The organism is Nocardioides sp. NPDC057772, from assembly GCF_042798075.1.
Lineage (GTDB): Bacteria > Actinomycetota > Actinomycetes > Propionibacteriales > Nocardioidaceae > Nocardioides.
The window spans coordinates 29,188-44,956 of record NZ_JBHVKN010000017.1 but is presented as its reverse complement, the minus strand read 5'-3'; the positions used below and the strand labels follow the sequence as shown (position 1 = coordinate 44,956).

At 69.8% G+C, this 15,769-nt stretch carries 17 protein-coding genes; 13 read left to right on the top strand and 4 right to left on the bottom strand.

From position 1 onward, the window contains the following. Positions 1-5 precede the first annotated feature (5 nt). Genes ACFVJS_RS05520 through ACFVJS_RS05510 form a run of 3 tightly spaced genes read left to right on the top strand, consistent with a single transcriptional unit; the run spans position 6 to position 1,823 of the window. A complete protein-coding gene (locus ACFVJS_RS05520) occupies positions 6-422 on the top strand; it encodes a signal peptidase II (protein ID WP_378877931.1) in 417 nt (138 codons plus the stop codon). Next, on the top strand, positions 419-1,360 hold the full coding sequence (locus ACFVJS_RS05515) for an RluA family pseudouridine synthase (protein WP_378877930.1): 942 nt from the start codon (positions 419-421) through the stop codon (positions 1,358-1,360). Before ACFVJS_RS05520 ends, ACFVJS_RS05515 begins: the two co-directional genes overlap by 4 nt. After that, the gene (locus tag ACFVJS_RS05510) at positions 1,347-1,823 is read left to right on the top strand and encodes a GNAT family N-acetyltransferase (protein WP_378877929.1); all 477 of its coding nucleotides are present in this window, start codon (positions 1,347-1,349) and stop codon (positions 1,821-1,823) included. The genes ACFVJS_RS05515 and ACFVJS_RS05510 overlap by 14 nt, the downstream gene beginning before the upstream one ends. Positions 1,824-1,830: 7 nt before the next feature. Here the strand turns inward: ACFVJS_RS05510 and mmuM are convergent, their stop codons facing one another. Then, positions 1,831-2,694, bottom strand: a complete 864-nt coding sequence (mmuM, locus tag ACFVJS_RS05505) for a homocysteine S-methyltransferase (RefSeq protein WP_378877928.1) — start codon at positions 2,692-2,694, stop codon at positions 1,831-1,833. A gap of 141 nt (positions 2,695-2,835) precedes the next feature. On the opposite strand from mmuM, the gene dnaE reads away from it, so the two are divergent. Further along, complete coding sequence (dnaE, locus tag ACFVJS_RS05500; protein WP_378877927.1) at positions 2,836-6,420, top strand: DNA polymerase III subunit alpha; 3,585 nt, start codon at positions 2,836-2,838, stop codon at positions 6,418-6,420. Further along, a complete protein-coding gene (locus ACFVJS_RS05495) occupies positions 6,405-7,019 on the top strand; it encodes a hypothetical protein (RefSeq protein ID WP_378877926.1) in 615 nt (204 codons plus the stop codon). The genes dnaE and ACFVJS_RS05495 overlap by 16 nt, the downstream gene beginning before the upstream one ends. Before the next feature lie 46 nt (positions 7,020-7,065). Here the strand turns inward: ACFVJS_RS05495 and ybaK are convergent, their stop codons facing one another. From ybaK to ACFVJS_RS05480, 3 genes are all read right to left on the bottom strand, one after another. Next, the gene (ybaK, locus tag ACFVJS_RS05490) at positions 7,066-7,566 is read right to left on the bottom strand and encodes a Cys-tRNA(Pro) deacylase (RefSeq protein WP_378877925.1); all 501 of its coding nucleotides are present in this window, start codon (positions 7,564-7,566) and stop codon (positions 7,066-7,068) included. After that, the gene (locus tag ACFVJS_RS05485) at positions 7,566-8,228 is read right to left on the bottom strand and encodes an LON peptidase substrate-binding domain-containing protein (protein ID WP_378877924.1); all 663 of its coding nucleotides are present in this window, start codon (positions 8,226-8,228) and stop codon (positions 7,566-7,568) included. The genes ybaK and ACFVJS_RS05485 overlap by 1 nt, the downstream gene beginning before the upstream one ends. A gap of 172 nt (positions 8,229-8,400) precedes the next feature. Then, complete coding sequence (locus ACFVJS_RS05480; RefSeq protein WP_378877923.1) at positions 8,401-9,156, bottom strand: hypothetical protein; 756 nt, start codon at positions 9,154-9,156, stop codon at positions 8,401-8,403. Between the two features lie 125 nt (positions 9,157-9,281). Between ACFVJS_RS05480 and hisD the strand changes: the two genes are divergently transcribed. From hisD to hisF, 8 genes are all read left to right on the top strand, one after another. Continuing rightward, complete coding sequence (gene hisD, locus ACFVJS_RS05475) at positions 9,282-10,595, top strand: histidinol dehydrogenase (protein WP_378877922.1); 1,314 nt, start codon at positions 9,282-9,284, stop codon at positions 10,593-10,595. Then, positions 10,592-11,689, top strand: a complete 1,098-nt coding sequence (locus ACFVJS_RS05470) for a histidinol-phosphate transaminase (protein ID WP_378877921.1) — start codon at positions 10,592-10,594, stop codon at positions 11,687-11,689. The genes hisD and ACFVJS_RS05470 overlap by 4 nt, the downstream gene beginning before the upstream one ends. Further along, positions 11,686-12,300 carry an imidazoleglycerol-phosphate dehydratase HisB gene (gene hisB, locus ACFVJS_RS05465; RefSeq protein ID WP_378877920.1) on the top strand — a complete coding sequence of 205 codons (615 nt, stop codon included), beginning with the start codon at positions 11,686-11,688 and terminating at the stop codon, positions 12,298-12,300. The genes ACFVJS_RS05470 and hisB overlap by 4 nt, the downstream gene beginning before the upstream one ends. Next, positions 12,297-12,941: an imidazole glycerol phosphate synthase subunit HisH gene (gene hisH, locus ACFVJS_RS05460; protein ID WP_378877919.1), complete on the top strand. Its 645-nt coding sequence runs from the start codon at positions 12,297-12,299 to the stop codon at positions 12,939-12,941. Before hisB ends, hisH begins: the two co-directional genes overlap by 4 nt. 1 nt (position 12,942) lies before the next feature. Then, complete coding sequence (locus ACFVJS_RS05455) at positions 12,943-13,275, top strand: hypothetical protein (RefSeq protein WP_378877918.1); 333 nt, start codon at positions 12,943-12,945, stop codon at positions 13,273-13,275. A 156-nt stretch (positions 13,276-13,431) separates the two neighbouring features. After that, positions 13,432-14,151: a VOC family protein gene (locus tag ACFVJS_RS05450; protein WP_378877917.1), complete on the top strand. Its 720-nt coding sequence runs from the start codon at positions 13,432-13,434 to the stop codon at positions 14,149-14,151. Between the two features lie 67 nt (positions 14,152-14,218). Beyond that, positions 14,219-14,968 carry a bifunctional 1-(5-phosphoribosyl)-5-((5-phosphoribosylamino)methylideneamino)imidazole-4-carboxamide isomerase/phosphoribosylanthranilate isomerase PriA gene (priA, locus tag ACFVJS_RS05445; RefSeq protein WP_378877916.1) on the top strand — a complete coding sequence of 250 codons (750 nt, stop codon included), beginning with the start codon at positions 14,219-14,221 and terminating at the stop codon, positions 14,966-14,968. Continuing rightward, complete coding sequence (hisF, locus tag ACFVJS_RS05440; protein ID WP_328531517.1) at positions 14,965-15,726, top strand: imidazole glycerol phosphate synthase subunit HisF; 762 nt, start codon at positions 14,965-14,967, stop codon at positions 15,724-15,726. The genes priA and hisF overlap by 4 nt, the downstream gene beginning before the upstream one ends. The last annotated feature ends 43 nt before the right edge of the window (positions 15,727-15,769 follow it).

Genomic DNA, 15,769 nt, shown 5'->3' with positions numbered 1-15,769 from the left:
GCTAGGTGCTGCAGCTCAACATCATCCGCAACCCGGGAGCGGCGTTCTCGACGGGGACCGGCTACACCTGGGTCTTCACGACGCTCTCGATCGCGGCCACGATCGGCGTGCTCTGGTTCGCGCGCCGGGTGCGGCACCGCGGCTGGGCGTTCGCGCTCGGCATCCTCATCGCGGGTGTCAGCGGCAACCTGGTCGACCGGCTGCTGCGCGAGCCCGGGTTCTACGTCGGGCACGTCGTCGACTTCTTGCAGCTGCCCAACTGGCCGATCTTCAACGTCGCCGACATGTGCATCAACGTCGCGGCGGTGCTGATCGTGATCCTCTCGTTCAAGGGGATCGGGCTCGACGGTTCCATCGACGGCGGCGCCGATGACGAGGCCGAGGAGAAGTCCGCGGACGCCTCCGAGGGCGAGGCGAAGTGAACTTCGGCCACGCCGACCAGCGCACGTTGCTCGTCCCCGACGGTCTGGAGGGGGAGCGCGTCGATGCCGCCATGGCGCGGCTGTTCGGCCTCTCCCGCACCCGGGCCGCTGAGCTGATCGCCGAGGGGCTGGTGACCCTGGACGGCTCGGTCGTGGCCAAGAGCGACCGGGTCAGCGCCGGGTCGATGCTCGATGCCACGATCCCGTCCCAGGCCGACCCGCTCGAGATCAAGCCCGAGATCGTCGAGGGCATCAAGATCATCTACGACGACGACGCCTTCGTGGTGATCGACAAGCCCGTCGGCGTGGCCGTGCACCCCTCGCCGGGCTGGCAAGGGCAGACCGTCGTCGGCCACCTCGCCGCGGCGGGGTTCCGGATCTCCACCTCGGGGGCCAAGGAGCGCGAGGGCATCGTCCAGCGCCTCGACGTCGGCACCTCTGGCGTGATGGTGATCGCCAAGTCCGAGCACGCCTACTCCGTCCTCAAGAACGCCTTCCGGCAGCGTACGGTCGACAAGACCTACCACGCGCTGGTCCAGGGTCACCCGGACCCGCTCGAGGGGACGATCGACGCCCCGATCGGGCGGAACCCGAAGTACGACTACAAGTTCGCGGTCCGGGCCGACGGGCGCCACTCGGTGACCCACTACGAGACGCTCGAGGCACACCGCTTCGCCTCGTTGCTGAAGATCCACCTCGAGACCGGTCGCACCCACCAGATCCGCGTCCACATGTCGGCGCTGAAGCATCCATGCGTCGGCGACCTGACCTATGGCGCCGACCCCGCCCTGGCGCGGCGTGTCGGGATCGAGCGGCAGTGGCTGCACGCGGTGCAGCTCGGCTTCGAGCACCCGGAGACCGGTGAGTACGTCACCTTCGAGTCGACCTACCCCGACGACCTCCAGCACGCGCTTGCCTGGATCCGTGAACAGCACTGAATCCGCGACTCCCACTGAGGCGGTGCTCCGCCCCGCGCAGCGGGAGGACATCGCCGAGATCGTCGACACCTACGTCGAGGCCCGTGCCGCTGCGCCGATGCCTCCACCCATCTATCCGGTCGCGGACATCCGGGAGTGGCTCGCGGTCAAGGTGCTGGCGCCCCAGAAGGGGTCGCAGGTCTGGGTCGCAGAGGTCGCCGGCGAGGTCTCCGCGTTCGTCGCGTTCACCCCGACCTGGCTCGACGACCTCTTCGTCCATCCCCGTGCCCAGGGCACCGGCCTCGGCACCATGCTGCTCGAGCTGGTGAAGTCGCTGACCCCCGACGGCTTCGGCCTGTGGGTCTTCGAGATGAACACCCCCGCGCGGGCCTTCTACGCCCGCCACGGTCTGCGCGAGGTCGAGCGCACCGACGGCTCCGCCAACCAGGAGAAGACCCCCGACGTACGGATGTCCTGGCCCTGACCTGGGACTATGCGTCCTGCAGGTGGGACATCTCGGAGGCGATGAGAGCGATCTCGGCGGGGCCGACGCGGCAGCAGCCGCCGATGTAGGTAGCCCCGGCGCGGGCCCAGGACAGCGCCTCGCCCGGGCGGAAGTGGGGGGTGCCTGACCAGGCGCCGTCGGCGTAGGTCTCGCCGGTGTTGGGGTAGACGACCGCTGGCTCGCCGGTGGCGGTGGCCAGCTGGACGGCGGCGGGGACGTCGGCCGGGTCGCAGCAGTTGACGCCGACGGCGACCACGGAGCGGATCCCGGCGGCGAGCGCCAGGGCGTCGGCCAGCGGCTGGCCGGCCCGTGTCTGGGCGCCGGCGCAGGAGTAGGAGAACCAGACCGGAAGGCCGATGTCGTCGAGGAGGTCGACGAGCACCTCGGCCTCCTCGATGTCGGGGATCGTCTCGACCGCGATGAGATCGGGGTCCTCGATCTCGAGCAGGGCCAGCCGGGGTGCGTGGAAGTCGCGCAGCGTCTTGGCAGAGACGCCGTAGCGGCCGCGGTACTCCGAGCCGTCGGCCAGGTAGGCGCCATAGGGTCCGACCGAGGCGGCGACCAGGCGGCCGGGAACCTCGGCGGCCACCTCGCGCGCGACCCGGACGCTGCGGCGCAGCAGCTCGGTGGCGTACGTCTCGGTCATCCCGGCCTCGACGAAACCGGGCACGCTGGCCTGGTAGCTGGCGGTGGTCGCGACGTCGGCCCCGGCGGCGTAGTAGGCGCGGTGGACGGCGGCGATCTCCGCGGGCGACTCGTCCAGCAGCCGGGCCGTCCACAGGGCGCCGGACACGTCGTGACCGCGTGCTTCCAGCGCGTTGGACAGGCCGCCGTCGAGGATCGTCACCACAACCCCGATGCTACGGCCTGCCGCTGTGAAAACTGTCGGTGGCGCCAGATACTCTGTAGTCCTTCCCCCAGGTCGTCCGTTGTTGAGCACGGGCTCCTGCGCCCGCTCCATCCGTACGACCTCGAGGAGGGCTCCACGCCAATGGCGGCCGGCTCCAAGGACTCATTCGTCCACCTGCACGTCCACACCGAATACTCGATGCTGGACGGTGCCTCGCTCCTCGACGGTCTCTTCAAGCGGACCAGCGAGCTCGAGATGCCGGCGATCGCGATGACCGACCACGGCAACATGCACGGGGCCTACGACTTCTGGAAGAAGGCGAAGGCCCACGACGTCAAGCCGATCATCGGCATCGAGGCCTACATCACCCCCAACACCCCGCGCTCGGAGCGCAAGCGGGTGCGGTGGGGCAAGGGTGACGCTGCCCAGGAGGGCGGCGACGACGTCTCGGGTGGTGGCGCCTACACCCACATGACGATGTGGGCGGAGAACACCGAGGGGATGCACAACCTCTTCCGGCTCTCGAGCCGGTCCAGCCTCGAGGGCTATTACTTCAAGCCCCGGATGGACAAGGAGATCCTCGCCGAGCACTCCAAGGGGATCATCGTCTCCACCGGCTGCCCCTCGGGCGCGATCCAGACGCGACTGCGGCTGGGCCAGTGGGAGGAGGCGCTCAAGGAGGCCGGGGAGCTGCAGGACATCTTCGGGAAGGACAACGTCTTCCTGGAGCTGATGGATCACGGCATCTCCATCGAGAAGCGGGTGCGCGACGACCTGCTCAAGCTCGGCAAGACCATGGGCATCCGCCCGGTCGCCACCAACGACTCCCACTACAACAACCCCGAGGACGCCGCCGCCCACGAGGCGCTGCTGTGCGTCCAGTCGGGCAGCCGGATGACCGAGCCGCCCTACTCCAAGGGCGGCAAGCGGTTCGCGTTCGAGGGCAGCGGCTACTACATCAAGTCGGCCGCCGAGATGCGCGAGCTGTGGGGGCAGCAGGACCTGATCGAGGCTTGCGACAACACCCTGCTGATCGCCGAGCGCTGCGACGTCGAGTTCACCGAGTCGACCGGTGGCTACATGGCGCGCGCCGACATCCCCGAGGGCGAGACCGAGGAGTCCTGGCTGCGCAAGGAGACCTGGCGCGGGATCGAGCTCCGCTACCCGGGCGAGAAGCTGACCCAGGAGGTCAAGGACCGCGTCGAGTTCGAGATCGACGTCATCTTGCAGAAGGGCTACCCGGGCTACTTCCTCGTGGTCGCCGACTTCATCCAGTGGTCGAAGAACAACGGCATCCGGATCGGTCCGGGCCGTGGTTCCGGTGCGGGGTCGATCGTGGCGTACGCGTTGAAGATCACCGACCTCGACCCGCTCGAGCACGGCCTGTTCTTCGAGCGGTTCCTCAACCCCGAGCGACCCTCGATGCCCGACTTCGACATCGACTTCGACGACCACCGCCGCGGCGAGACGATCAAGTACGTCACCGAGAAGTACGGAGCGGAGAAGGTCGCCCAGATCGCCACCTTCGGAAGGATCAAGGCGAAGCAGGCGATCAAGGACGCCGCCCGCATCCTCGACCACGGCTTCGCGATCGGCGACCGGATCACCAAGGCGCTGCCGCCTGACGTGATGGGCAAGGGAGTGCCGCTCAAGGAGCTGTTCAACCCCGACCACAAGCGCTACGGCGAGGGTGGCGACTTCCGCGCCCTGCACGACTCCGACCCCGACGTCCGCAAGATCTACGAGACCGCCCTCGGTCTCGAGGGGCAGATCCGGCAGACGGGCATCCACGCCGCCGGCGTGATCATGGCCTCGGAGCCGATCATCGACATCGTCCCGCTGATGGAGCCCAAGCAGGACGGCCAGGTCGTCACCCAGTTCGAATATCCGACCTGTGAGGCGCTCGGCCTGGTCAAGATGGACTTCCTGGGCCTCTCCAACCTGCACACCCTCGAGGACGCGCTCGCCAACATCCGCGCCAACCGTGACATCGACCTGGTGCTCGAGGACGTCCCCTTCGACGACAAGCCGACCTACGAGCTGATGCAGCGCGGCGACACGCTCGGCGTCTTCCAGCTCGATGGTGGCGGCATGCGCGCCCTGCTGCGGTCGATGCTTCCCGACCGCTTCGCCGACATCACCGCGGTCTCCGCGCTCTACCGGCCCGGCCCGATGGGTGCCGACTCCCACAACAAGTACGCCCACCGCAAGAACGGTCGCGAGCCGATCGTGCCGATCCACCCCGAGCTCGAGGAGCCGCTCGCGGAGGTGCTGGGGGAGACCTACGGCCTGATCGTCTACCAGGAGCAGGTGATGTCGATCGCGCAGGTCCTGGCGGGGTTCTCGCTGGGACAGGCGGACAACCTCCGCCGCGCGATGGGTAAGAAGAAGAAGGCCGAGCTCGACAAGCAGTACGCCGGGTTCCAGGCCGGCATGATCGAGCGCGGTTACTCCCAGGATGCGATCGACACCATCTGGGAGATCCTGCTGCCGTTCTCCGACTACGCGTTCAACAAGTCGCACTCGGCGGCCTACGGTGTGGTCACCTACTGGACCGCCTACCTGAAGGCCAACTACCCGACCGAATACATGGCCGCGCTGTTGACCTCGGTCAAGAACGACAAGGACAAGATGGCGATCTACCTCAACGAGTGTCGCCGGATGAAGATCGCGGTGCTGCCGCCCGACGTCAACGAGTCCTCCCACGACTTCACCGCGGTCGGTAACGACATCCGTTTCGGTATGACCGCGGTCCGCAACGTCGGCGCCCAGGTGGTCGACGGGATCGTCGAGGCACGAGAGTCGAAGGGGCGGTTCACCGACTTCAACGACTTCCTCTCCAAGGTGCCCGACCGAGCATGCAACAAGCGCGTGATCGAGTCGCTGATCAAGGCGGGCGCCTTCGACGACATGAAGCACCGACGCCGGGCGCTGGTGGCGATCCACGAGACTGCGGTGGACCAGTACGTGGACATCAAGCGCAACGAGGCGATCGGCCAGGACTCGCTCTTCGGCGGGCTCGACGACGGCGACGGGGTCGAGTTCGGGGTGTCGGTGACGATCCCCGACATGGACGAGTGGGACAAGATGACCCTGCTCGGCCACGAGCGCGAGATGCTCGGCCTCTACGTCTCCGACCACCCGCTGATGGGCCTGGAGCACGTGCTCGCCAACGGCACCGACTGCACCATCGGCCAGCTGATGACCGACGAGTCCCGGCCCCACAACGCCACGGTCACGGTCTCCGGGCTGGTCACCAACGTCAACCGGCGCATCACCAAGAAGGGCGACGCCTGGGCGACGGTGACCCTGGAGGATCTGGAGGGCTCGGTCGAGGTGCTGCTCTTCCCGTCGTCCTACCAGCTGGCGGCGCCCCACCTGGTCGAGGACTCGATCATCCGGGTCAAGGGCCAGCTCTCCCGCGACAAGGACCAGCCCGAGCTGCGCGGGCAGGAGGTCACCGTCCCCGACCTGACCGGTGGACCGGGCGCGGCCGGGGGACCGGTGGTGATCACGCTGCCCTCCACGCGGTGCACGCCGCCGGTGATCGCATCGCTGCGTGACGTACTGACCACCTATCCCGGAGTAGCCGAGGTCAGGCTACGGTTGATGACACGGGATGCGACCCGGGTCATGAAGCTCGATGACCGGCTGCGGGTGACACCGACTCCCGAGCTGTTCGCCGACCTCAAACACCTCCTCGGACCAGGATGCCTGACAATCTGATCGTGCCGCCGCCGCCCAGTCTCCACGCGCCCGGTGGCCGCTCTGCCCGCCCTGACCTGTCCCGTCCGGTGCTGGTGCAGGTGGCCATCATCGTCGTCGCCTTCGTCGTCGGCGGTCTCGTGGCCGGCTTGGCCGCGGCGACGCTGTGGACCCCGCCGACCGGGATGGTGCTCGACGACAAGTGGTACCGCGGGCTCATCTCGATCGATCCGCCCACCGTCGCGCAGAACATCGACCAGGGCGTCTTCGCCGCGACCGCCTGGTTCTCGGTGTGCGCGATCGTGCTGGGCCTGCTGGTCGGCATCGCGGCGGCGGTCTGGCTCAACCGGTCCGAGCTCGTCACGCTCGCCGCGCTGGTGGTCGCAGGCGCGGCCGGTGGCGGTCTGATGCTGCTGGTGACCTCGCTGCTCTCACCCGAGGACCCCAACGGTCTGGCCAGGGGCGCCGCCGACGGCACCGTGCTCCAGGACAGCTTCCAGCTGGCCTCACCCTGGCTGGTCCTGCTCGTCCCCGGCTCGGCGATGCTGGCGCTGATGGTGATCTTCCTGATGTGGACGCCGCACGAGGACGTCGACCCGGAGGGTCTGCCCCGCTCTTGAGCGCCGAGTCGGCCCGTCATGACGAGCCGACTCGACGTCGCTCGGACTATCTGGCGATCGGGGCGACGGTGGCTCCGGTGACCGCGACCAGGTCGGCCGGGGCCAGCTCGAGATCGAGACCGCGGCGGCCACCGGAGACATAGACGGTCTCGTACGCCGTCGCGGACTCGTCCACGACGGTCGGGTGCGGACGCTTCTGGCCGACGGGGGAGATCCCGCCGGCGACGTACCCGGTGGCGCGCTCGGCCGCGGCGACCTCGGCCATCTGTGCCTTGGCGCCGCCCAGCGCGCGGGCCAGCGCCTTGAGGTCGAGCTGGCCGGTGACGGGGACGATGCCGACGACGAGCTTCCCGTCGAGGGACGCCATCAGCGTCTTGAAGATTCGCGCGGGCTCGACGCCGAGTGCCTCGGCGGCCTCCAGGCCGTAGGACTCGGCGCGTGGGTCGTGCTCGTAGGGATGGAGGGTGTAGTCGATGCCGGCCTTGGTGAGGGCGACGGTCGCCGGGGTGCCTCCGCCGGCTCGTTTCCCGGTCTGCTTCTTCGCCATCAGTTGGGTGACCACTTCGTGCGAGCGACCTCGGTGGCAGGCAGCGAGGGGATGACGTTCATCGCCCGGAGCTCGGCGCGGAGCAGGTCGGTGGCCATGCCGAGGCGTACGGCGGCGTCGGGTGCCTCCAGGAGGGCCTGCCGGTCGGGCATGGGCAGGGGAGTGGTGGCCGAGATGGTCCAGGAGAGGAACTCCGGGTCCTTGGGGAGCGATCCGGTGAACGGGTCCTCGCGGAACTCCAGCAGCGCGGCCCGGTAGGCGGTGAAGGTCGCCCGCGCGGTGTCGACGACCGTTTGGGGAACCGCGACGTGATCCTCGGGGAGGTCCTCGACGTCGGCGACGGGGAAGTCGCCCGAGCTGACCAGGCTGTCCATCCGGATGCGATCGACGGCCAGCACCTCGAGGTCGAAGGAGCCGTCCTTGTGCTGCTCCACCTCCGTGATCAGCAGCTTCACCCCGACGCGGTAGAGCGACTGGGCGCCGGTCTCACCGACCTCGTAGCCCTCGCGGATCGCCACCGAGCCGAAGTGGCGCTCCTGCTCGTCCTGGCGGAGGAGGTGGTGCACCATGGCGCGGTAGCGGTCCTCGAAGACCCGCAGCGGCAGCGTCACACCGGGGAAGAGGACCGCATTGAGCGGGAACATCGGAAGTCGCTCATTCACGCCGCCACCTCCGTTGCGCGAGCGCCATGATACGGAGGCGGCGGCGCGATGTTTGCATGGATCACTCGCTGGCGCTCATTCACGGGACCAACCTATGGGTGCCGCGGGGGTGTTCGCCCGCGAACCCCGTCCCGTGTCTCCCTCTGTTCCCGCTCCGGCCTGTTCCGGGCCGTCAGTCCTCGTACGCCGCGCGGTCGATCTTGCTGTGGTAGCGCTGGCCCGTGGCGGCGCCGAGGAGCGCCCCGACGAGCATGATGACCAGGAGTACGACGCCGGTGATCAGCGCGCCCCAGCCGAGCTGGTCGGTGCTGACCCCCACGTTGGGCAGGTCGAGGCGCTGCATGATGTTGTAGCTGGAGCCGAACAGCGCGCCGGCGACGGCGGCGATGATCATCACCGCGATGGCGACGATCCACACGCCCAGGCCCTGCCTGCGGGCGTCGAAGCGGGACATCCGGGCGGCTACGTACCCGCCGGCGTAGTAGCCGACGAACATCACCACGGCGAGCGTGATCGCGGCCGCGATCCCGACGGAGTCGGCCATCGACTCCAGGTCGGTCTGCGTCCAGTTCTGATCGGTGCCGATCGCGGAGGCGACGGCGCTGATGATCGCTCCGAGAAGGACGGTGACGCCGACCGCGACGAGCCAGCCGAAGAAGCAGGCACCCCAGTTGATGCCGCCGTAGGTGTCGTGGAGAGCGGCACGCCGGCTGTCCTCGGCGTGACGGTAGTGCTCGACGCGGTCACCCTCGCGCAGGGGGCTGACCTCGTCACTGGCCCGGTGCGGCCGGTCGACGTTGTCGTCGTGGCCGACGACCGCGGGGCCACCCGGATAGGGGTCACGAGTCTCGGCGTGGTTCACGTCGGCCTCGGGGTAGCTCTGGTCGGCATGCTTGTCGTGTCGGTGGAAAAGTCCAGGGCGTGCCATGGCGATCCTCCTTTGGTGGGTCAGTCCTCCGGGTACCCAGATCGGGGCGGCGTATGCGTTCCCCGCCCCGTCCACGTGGCGTCGGCAGATCGGCTCCGAGGCCCGCCGGCTCGTAGACTTGAGGCATGATCCGCCGCATCGACCTGAGGGGTGCCGACCGAGGCACCGTCGACTACCGCGCCGCCGTGCCGCGCGCCGAGTTCGACATCGAGGCGGCCACCCATGCGGTGCAGCCGATCATCGACGCCGTCCGCGAGCGGGGACAGGAGGCGATCGCCGAGTTCTCCGAGAAGTTCGACGGCGTACGTGTCGACGACATCCGGGTCCCGGCAGCCGCGCTGACCCAGGCTCTCGACCAGCTGGACCCCGACATCCGTGCCGGGCTGGAGGAGTCGATCGCCCGTCTCCGGGCGACCTGCACCGCCGAGCTCGAGGAGGACGCGGTCACCGACCTGGCGCCCGGCGCCCGGGTGACCCACCGCAAGGTGCCGGTGGGGCGCGTGGGGCTCTACGTGCCCGGCGGTCTGGCTCCGTTGGTCTCCTCGGTGCTGATGAACGTCGTTCCGGCCCAGGTCGCCGGGGTGCCGTCGATCGCGCTGGCCTCGCCGCCGCAGAAGGCCAATCCTGATGGGTTCGGTGGGCTGCCGCAGCCGACGATCCTCGCGGCGTGCGCACTGCTGGGCATCGATGAGGTCTATGCCGTCGGCGGCGCCCAGGCGATCGCGATGTTCGCCTACGGGGTCGACCCGTGCGAGCGCGTCGACATGGTCACCGGTCCCGGCAACATCTACGTCGTCACCGCGAAGCGCCTGCTCAAGGGCCAGGTCGGGATCGACTCCGAGGCCGGGCCGACCGAGATCGCGATCCTCGCCGACGAGACCGCCGAGGCCGCCTACGTCGCCGCCGACCTGATCTCGCAGGCCGAGCACGACCCCCTCGCAGCCTCGGTGCTGGTCACCGACTCCGAGACGCTCGCCGCCGACGTCGAGGCCGAGCTCGACAAGCAGGTCGCCGCGACCAAGCACGTCGAGCGGATCCGCACGTCGCTGAGCGGCGCCCAGTCGGGCATCGTGCTCGTCGACGACGTCGACCAGGGCGTCGACGTGGTGAACGCCTACGCTGCCGAGCACCTCGAGATCCACACCGCCGACGCGCTGACGGTGGCCGGGCGGATCCGCAACGCGGGGGCGATCTTCGTCGGCCCGTTCGCGCCGGTGTCGCTGGGCGACTACTGCGCCGGGTCCAACCACGTGCTGCCCACCGGCGGCTGCGCCTGCCACTCCTCGGGTCTCTCCGTGCGGGCCTTTACCAAGTCGGTGCACGTCGTCGACTACTCCCGCGAGGGGCTCGCGGCGGTCAAGGACCACGTCGTCACGCTCGCCGAGGCCGAGGATCTGCCGGGCCACGGGGCGGCCGTGTCGGTGAGGTTCTCCTCATGAGCTGGCCGCCGATCCGGGAAGAGCTCGCCGGGATCGAGCCCTACGGCGCGCCGCAGCTGGACGTCCCGGTCCAGCTCAACGTCAACGAGAACCCCTACCAGCCCTCCGCGGAGACGGTCGCCGACATCGCGGCGAGCGTCGGCGCGGCGGCGCGCAACCTCAACCGCTATCCCGACCGCGAGTTCGTCGCGCTGCGGGAAGGGTTGGCCGCGTACCTGCGCGCTGATGTGCCGAAGGCACAGATCACGCCCGACCAGGTGTGGGCCGCCAACGGGTCCAACGAGGTGATGCTGCAGCTGCTGCAGGCCTTCGGTGGTCCGGGCCGCACCGCGATCAGCTTCGCGCCGACCTACTCGATGTATCCGGAGTACGCCCGCGACACCAACACCGAGTGGGTCGTCGGCCACCGCGAGAGCGACTTCGCGATCGACCTGGAGAAGGCGCGGGCGCTGGTCGAGGAGACCCAGCCCCACGTCGTGCTGCTGCCCTCGCCCAACAACCCGACCGGCACCGCGCTGCCGCCCGAGGCGGTCACCGCGCTGTGCGAGGCCGTGGGCGACGCGGGTGTCGTCGTGGTCGACGAGGCCTACGGCGAGTTCCGGCGCACCGGCGTGCCCTCGGCGTTGGAGCTGCTCTCGGCGCACCGCAACCTGGTGGTCACCCGCACGATGTCGAAGGCGTTCGCGGGGGCCGGGCTGCGGCTCGGCTACCTCGCGGCCGATCCGGCGATCTGTGACGCGATCCGCGTCGTACGTCTGCCCTACCACCTCTCCGCGGTGACCCAGGCGGCAGCGAGCGCCGCGCTGCGGCACGCTCCGGAGCTGCTGGGCTACGTCGCCTCGCTTCGCGAGGAGCGGGACGCGCTGGTCGAGTGGCTGCGCGGCGAAGGCCTGGAGGTGGCCGACTCGGACGCCAACTTCGTCCTCTTCGGGCGCTACGCCGACCGGCACGCCGTGTGGCAGGGGCTGCTCGACCACGGGGTGCTGATCCGCGAGACCGGGCCCGAGGGGTGGCTGCGGGTCTCGGTCGGCACGCCCCGCGAGATGAACGCATTCAGACAAGCTTTGACCGATGTGAACGGAGCACGCGCATGAGTTCGGCAAGGACTGCCCGCATCGAGCGGGAGACCTCGGAGTCGAAGGTCGTCGTCGAGGTCGACCTCGACGGCACCGGACGGGTGGACGTCTCGACGGGAGTCGGATTCTACGACCACATGCTGACCGCGTTCGGGCGTCACTCGCTGGTCGACCTGACCGTCCACTCCGAGGGTGACGTGCACATCGACGCCCACCACACCGTGGAGGACACCGCGATCGTGCTCGGCCAGGCGCTGCGTCAAGCGCTCGGTGACAAGAAGGGCATCCGTCGCTACGGCGACGCCACCGTCCCGCTCGACGAGGCGCTCGTACGCTGCGTCGTGGACGTCTCCGGCCGGCCCTACTCGGTCCACACCGGTGAGCCGGAGGGGCAGGCTTACGTGCTCCTCGGCGGCTCCGGGGTGCCCTACCTCGGCTCGCTGACCCAGCACGTCTTCGACTCCATCGCCCACCACGCCCACCTGACGATGCACGTCAACGTGCTCGCCGGCCGGGAGCCGCACCACATCGTGGAGACCCAGTTCAAGGCGTTCGCGCGGGCTTTCCGCGACGCGATCGCCTACGACCCGCGCGAGACCGGGATCCCCTCGACCAAGGGTGCACTGTGAATGCGCCGTCGGTGGTGGTGCTCGACTACGGCTCCGGGAACGTACGCTCCGCCGTCCGCGCGGTCGAGCGTGCCGGTGCCTCGGTCGAGCTGACCGGTGACCTCGACGCCGCGATGGCGGCCGACGGCCTGCTGGTGCCCGGCGTGGGCGCGTTCGAGGCGTGCATGAAGGGCCTGCGGGCGATCCGCGGCGAGCGGATCATCGCGCGGCGGCTCGCCGGCGGGCGTCCGGTCATGGGCATCTGTGTCGGCATGCAGATCCTCTTCGAGACCGGTATCGAGCACGGCGTCGAGACCGAGGGCTGCGGGGAGTGGCCGGGCGTCGTGGAGCGCATCCAGGCGCCGATCGTGCCCCACATGGGGTGGAACACGGTGGACGTCCCTGCGGGGACCTCGTTGTTCGCGGGCGTCGAGAAGGAGCGGTTCTACTTCGTGCACTCCTACGGCGTGCGCGACTGGACCCTGGTCACCAACGACCGCACCGTCGCCCCGCTGGTCACCTGGGCCGAGCACGGCGGCGACCGGTTCGTCGCGGCCGTCGAGAACGGGCCGCTGAGCGCCACCCAGTTCCACCCGGAGAAGTCCGGTGACGCCGGCGCCGCGGTCCTGCGCAACTGGGTGCAGTCGCTGAAGGCTGCCTGAGGTGGCCCAGACCGGAGCCCGCGCGAAGGCCCGCGCCGAGCGCGAGCGGCAGGCCGCGGCCGCCGCCGAGGCCCGGGCCGCGCGCGAGGCCAAGGAGGCCGCGCGCCGGGCTCGGCGGAAACGGCTCCTGGGGTGGGTTCCGGCTCGCCGGCCCCGGCCCGCCAGCGCGCTCGCGGAGCGCCGGCGGCGCAACGTACGGATCCTGGTCGTCGTCCTGCTTCTCCTCAACGCGCTGGTCTACCTGGTCACCGAGGACGTCGGCACGACGGTCTTCGCGGCCATCGCCTCGGTGCTGGTCGCGCCGGTGGTCTACACGCTGTTGTTCCGCCGCTGACCTTTCCGGAGCGAGGCAGGATGGCACGCGCCGGTTCTACTTGATGGAGAAGGCGATCGCTCCGGACATGGAGAAGGGCTGGCCAAGCTCGCGACCGTGGCGGCACGACCCTAATCCGATTGCGTCGCCGACACGGCGCGACCTACGTTGCCGGTCATGACACCTCGGCGGTTCGGGATCTGCATCGACGCCAACGACCCGGAGCGGGTCGCGGAGTTCTGGGCGGCGGTGCTGGACCGGCAGACCGAGACCAGCGGCGAGGAGATCAGGCTGCTGCCGCGGACGGACGATGACCTCCGGATCCGGTTCCTGCCCACGGATGAACCGAAGACGCTCGCGAATCCGCACCATCTCCATCTGACCAGCAGACTGCCCGACGACCAGCAACGGACCGTGGACCGGCTGGTCGGCCTCGGCGCCACCCATCTCGATGTCGGGCAGCTGCCGGAGGAGGACCACATCGTGCTCGGCGACCCCGAGGGCAACGAGCTGTGCGTGATCCCGGCCGGCAACAAGTGGTTGGCCGGGACCGGGTTCCTGGGCGAGGTTGCCGCCGATGGATCGCGGGAGGCGGGGGTGTTCTGGAGCGCCGCCCTGGGCTGGCCGTTGGTCTGGGACCAAGACGGCGAGACCGCCGTCGCGACCCCGTCGGGCACCGCCAAGGTCGCCTGGGGTGGACCGCCACCGGTGCCGCGCGGTCCGCGTGACCGGTTCCGCTTCGACGTGATCGCACCCGAGGACACCGACCCTGCCGCTGAGATCCGCCGCCTCGCAGAGCTCGGCGCCACGCTGATCGCCGGCGGCGACGGCGAGCGGCGGTGGGCGCGGATGACCGACCCCGCTGCGTACGAATTCGAGGTGTTGGCGGCTCGCTGACGGTGAACCGTCTCGCAACCGGACGGCGGGGCAGGGCCGGCGGCGTGCAGAACATAGGATCGTCCCCATGGGTGACTACCTCGAGCTCCTGCCGGCCGTCGATGTGAAGGGCGGGCAGGCGGTGCAGCTGGTCCAGGGCGTGGACGGGTCGGAGAAGCGGTTCGGCGACCCCTTCGAAGCCGCGCTGAGGTGGCAGGAGACCGGCGCCGAGTGGATCCATCTGGTCGACCTGGACGCCGCGTTCGGTCACGGCAACAACCGCGAGATCCTCGCCGGCATCGTCGGCAAGCTCGACATCAAGGTCGAGATGAGCGGTGGCATCCGCGACGACGAGTCGCTCGAGGCCGCGATGGCGACCGGCTGCCGCCGCGTCAACATCGGCACCGCCGCGCTGGAGAACCCGGAGTGGACCCGGCAGGCGATCGCGACTTACGGCGACCGGGTCGCGGTGGGCCTGGACGTACGCGGCCGCACCCTCGCCGCGCGCGGCTGGACCAAGGAGGGCGGCGACCTCTACGAGACCCTCGCCCGCCTGGACCAGGAGGGCTGCGCGCGCTACGTCGTCACCGACGTCAACAAGGACGGCATGCTCCAGGGCCCCAACCTCGACCTGCTCCGCGCGGTCTGCGAGGCCACCGACCGGCCGGTCGTGGCGAGCGGGGGAGTGACTACGATCGACGACATCGAGGCGCTGATGGGCCTGGTGGAGATCGGCGTGGAGGGTGCGATCGCGGGCACGGCTCTCTACACCGGCTCCCTCGACCTCGCCGAGGCGCTCGACCTGACCCTCGGCCGGCAGCGTGGGGACCAGTCGTGAGTCTCGCCGTACGCGTCATCCCGTGCCTCGACGTCGACGCCGGTCGCGTCGTCAAGGGGATCAACTTCAAGGAGCTGCGCGACGCCGGTGACCCGGTGGAGCTGGCCGCGACCTACGACAAGGAAGGCGCCGACGAGCTCACCTTCCTCGACATCTCCGCCTCCCACGAGGGGCGGGCGACGACGCTCGAGATCGTCACCCGTACGGCCGAGCAGGTCTTCATCCCGCTCACGGTCGGCGGCGGGATCCGCAGCGTCGACGACGTGGACCGGATGCTCCGCGCCGGCGCGGACAAGATCGCGGTCAACACCGCGGCCATCGTGCGTCCCGAGCTGATCGCCGAGATCGCCGACCGGTTCGGCAACCAGGTGCTCGTGCTGTCGGTCGACGCCCGCCGGGCGCCGGGGACCGACTCCGGCTTCGAGGTCACCACCCATGGCGGGCGCAAGTCGGCCGGGATCGACGCGATCGAGTGGGCGGCGAAGGCCGTCGAGCTCGGGGCCGGCGAGATCCTGCTCAACGCCATGGACGCCGACGGCACCGAGGACGGCTTCGACATCGACCTGATCAAGGCCGTACGCAGCGAGGTGACCGTCCCGGTCATCGCCTCCGGCGGCGCCGGGAGGTCCGAGCACTTCCCGCCCGCGGTCGAGGCCGGTGCCGACGCCGTCCTCGCGGCCACCATCTTCCACTTCGGCAAGGTGCGGATCGGCGAGGTCAAGCAGGCGCTCTCCGGCGCCGGCGCGCCGGTTCGCTGACGGCTCGTCGCGGCAGAATCCCGCCGTGGCGGGAGAATGCCGC